The 3,819-nt window shown below is 74.8% G+C and carries 1 protein-coding gene; it reads left to right on the plus strand.

The annotated features are described in order from the left end of the window. Positions 1 to 46: 46 nt before the first annotated feature. On the plus strand, positions 47 to 3,819 hold a 3,773-nt coding region (locus ABZ078_RS44150; protein ID WP_356584314.1), incomplete at its 3' end, for an SDR family NAD(P)-dependent oxidoreductase.

The following is a 3,819-nucleotide window of genomic DNA, read 5'->3' on the forward strand; positions in this document are numbered from 1 at the left end:
CCGTACCAAGCAGCTCGCGGTCTCGCACGCGTTTCATTCGCCGCGTATGGAGCCGATGCTGGAGGAGTTCCGGGCGGTCGCCGAAGGCCTGACCTACTCGGTCCCGCAGGTGCCCCTGGTCTCGAACCTGACCGGCCGCCTCGCCGCCGCAGCCGAGGTCTGCACTCCGGAGTACTGGGTGCGGCACGTCCGTGAGACGGTCCGTTTCGCCGACGGCGTGGCAGAGTTGGCCGCCCAGGGCGTGTCGGTGTTCGTGGAGTTGGGTCCGGACGGTGTGTTGACCGGGCCGGGCTCGCAAGTGGCTGCGGATGCGGTGTTCGTTCCGGCGTTGCGCGGCGGCCGGCCGGAGGAGCAGGCGCTGCTCTCGGCCCTGGCCCGCGCCTGGGCGCACGGTGTCGGCGTGGACTGGAAGGCGGTGTTCACGGGCACCGGAGCCACCCGCGTGGACCTGCCCACCTACGCCTTCCAACGCCACCGCTACTGGCTGGAGGACGGCCCCGGCGCAGGCCACGGCGACCTGAGTGCCGTAGGTCTGAATGCTGCCGAACACCCATTGCTCGGCGCGGCGTTGGAGGTCGCCGGAGACGGGAGCCTCCTCTGGACCGCTCGCCTCTCGCAGCAGGCGCAGCCCTGGCTGACGTACCACCGTGTCGGTGGGGTGGCCGTGCTTCCGACGGCTGCCCTGGTCGATCTGCTGACCCACGTCGGTGAGCAGGTACAGGCGCCGGTGATCAGGGAACTGAGCGTGTCCGCGCCGATCGTCGTACCCGCAGCCGGAGGCACGCTCGTCCAGCTCGCCCTCGCGGTGCCGGACGCCGAGGGACGCCGTTCGCTGCGCGTCCACGCGCGCGCCGATGCGACCGTCGCCGGCCAGGACGGCTGGCGCGAGCACGCCGTCGGCACGCTGGCCCCCTGGGGCGAGGCCACCGCGCCGCCGGAGGCCGACCTCACCTCCTGGCCCCCGGCGGGCGCCGTGGAGGTGGCCGGGCCGGTGCCCGACGGCGTGGGGGCGGTCTGGGAGGCCCAGGGACGGCTGTATGGGGAGGTACACCTCCCGGAGAGCGCGGAGGACGACGCGGACGCCGACCGCTACGGGGTACACCCCACGGTGCTGGACGCGGCTCTGCAACTCGCCGGTCGCCTCGGCACCGTCACCTCCGCCGGACAGCTCCTCGCCCACTCGGTCCGCGGGGTGCGCGCCCATGCGACCGGTGCCCGGTCCCTGCGCGTGTGTCTGACACCCGCGGGCGCGGACACCGTGGAGGTCAGCGCCGTCGACGATGACGGGGCGGCCGTACTGGCCGTCGACGCGGTGGCGCTGCGCCCGCTCGCGGCCGCCGAACTGCCCGTCGCCACGGCCCCCGTCGGGCGGGACTCGCTGTTCGAGGTGGAGTGGGTCCCGGCGCCGGCCCGCCCGCTGGACGCTCCGGTGGAGTGGAGCCCGTACGAGGTCGTGGCCGGTCTGCCGGGCGGCCGGGCGCTGCCGCCGGTCGTCGTCTACGAGCCGGGCAGCGGTGATCCGCGGCGCCCGCCGCCCGAGCGGGTGCACGCCGTCACGCAGCGCCTGCTGAAGGTACTCCAGGACTGGCTGGCCGACCCGCGGACGATGGACTCCCGGCTGGTCGTGGTGACCCGGTCGGAGCCCGCCGGGACGGACGCCGAGCTGGTGGCCGAGCCGGTGCGCGGACTCATGCGCTCCGCCCAGTCGGAGAATCCGGGCCGGTTCGCCCTGCTCGAAGCCGAGCCGACGGTGACGGCAACGGGGGCGGCCACTGCGCCGATCGACACCGAGACGCTTCGCGTGGGCCTCGCCGCCTCCGACGAACCGTGGGTCGCGGTCCGTGACGGCCGCGCCTACGTCGCCCGCCTCAAGCCGGTCGAACTCACCGCCCCGGCATTCACCGGGGCCGCGGGCCCCTCGCTCTCCGACGGCGTGGCCCTCGTCACCGGTGCGACCGGCGGCCTGGGCCGGCTGGTGGTCCGCCACCTCGCCGAAGCCCACGGCGTACGGGAACTGGTGCTGGTATCCCGCTCCGGGCGCGACCCGCGCTGGACGGACTGGCTCGGTGAATTGGCCGCGCTCGGCCTGAACGTGCGGATGGTGGCCGCCGACGCCGCCGACCGCGAGGCCATGACCGAGCTGGTGGGCTCGATCGGCGACCGGCTGACCGCGGTCGTGCACACGGCCGGCGTCGTCGCGGACGGCCTCCTGAGCACGCTCACCCCGGACGACCTGCACGCCGTACTGCGTCCGAAGGTCGACGCGGCCTGGCACCTGCACGAGCTGACCGCCGATCTGCCGCTGCGCGCCTTCGTGCTCTTCTCCTCGGCGGCGTCCCCCTTCGGCGGCGCCGGACAGGGCAACTACGTCGCCGCCAACGCCTTCCTCGACGCCCTGGCCGCCCATCGGCACGCCCGCGGCCTGCCCGCCGTCTCCCTGGCCTGGGGCCTGTGGGAGCCGGAACTCGGCGGCATGGGCGGTGACCTCGGCGAGGTCGACCTGGCCCGGATCGCCCGCGAGGGCATCCTGCCGCTCTCCGGCGAGCAGGGCCTCGCGCTGTTCGACGCGGCCCTGGCCGCCGGACGGCCCGCGCTCGTGCCGGTACGACTGGACCGCGCGGCCCTGCGCGCGAGCAGCCACCTCCCCGCCGTCCTGCGCGCGCTGGCCCCGCGCGCCACCCGCCGCGCCGTCACCCGACAGCCCGCGGCGACCGCCCAGGACGGCACCGCCCTGCCCCGCCGGCTGGCCGGCGTCGCCCCGGCCGACCGGCACAAGGCGCTGCTCGATCTGGTGCGCGAGAGCGCCGCCCAGGTGCTGGGCCACACCTCCGCCGATGTCATAGGCGCCGGGCGCCCCTTCAAGGAGACCGGCTTCGACTCGTTGACCGGCGTCGAACTGCGCAACCGGCTCGCTGCCGAGACTGGTCTGGCCCTTCCGGCCACCCTGGTCTTCGACTACGCCACACCCACCGCGCTCGCCCAGCACCTGCTGGCCGAACTCCTCGGTACGGCGGACCAGGTCCCCGAGGCGGCCCCGGCGCCCGCCGCCCCCGCGGCCGACGACGACCCCATCGCCGTCGTCGGCATGGGCTGCCGCTTCCCCGGAGGCGCGGACTCCCCCGAGGGGCTGTGGCGGCTGCTGGCCTCCGGCGGCGACGCGATCGTGGAGTTCCCGGCGGACCGCGGCTGGGACATCGACAGCCTCTACGACCCCGACCCGGACCACATCGGCACGACCTACGTGCGCACCGGCTCCTTCCTGGAGACCGCCGCCGACTTCGACCCCACCTTCTTCGGCATCGCCCCCCGCGAGGCCGTCGCCATGGATCCGCAGCAGCGGCTTCTGCTGGAGACGGCCTGGGAGGCCATCGAACGCGCCGGCATCGACCCCACCAGCCTGCGCGGCAGCAGGACCGGCGTCTTCGCGGGCACCAACGGCCAGGACTACAGCACGCTGATGCAGCGCTCGCCCAAGGAGTCCGAGGGCTACCTGGCCACGGGCATCGCGGCCAGCGTCGTCTCCGGCCGGCTGTCCTACACCCTCGGCCTCGAAGGCCCCGCGCTGTCCGTGGACACCGCGTGTTCGTCGTCGCTGGTGGCGCTGCATCTGGCGGTGCAGGCACTGCGGGCGGGCGAGTGCACCCTGGCCCTGGCCGGCGGCGTGAGCGTCATGACGAGCCCCGGCCTCCTGGTGGAGTTCAGCCGACAGCGTGGCCTGTCCGCGGACGGCCGCTGCAAGTCGTTCTCGGATGCGGCGGACGGTACGGGCTGGGGCGAGGGCGCGGGCATGCTGGTCCTGGAGCGCCTGTCGGACGCCCG

The sequence above is a fragment of the Streptomyces sp. NPDC006385 genome (assembly GCF_040612485.1).
Taxonomy (GTDB): Bacteria; Actinomycetota; Actinomycetes; order Streptomycetales; family Streptomycetaceae; genus Streptomyces.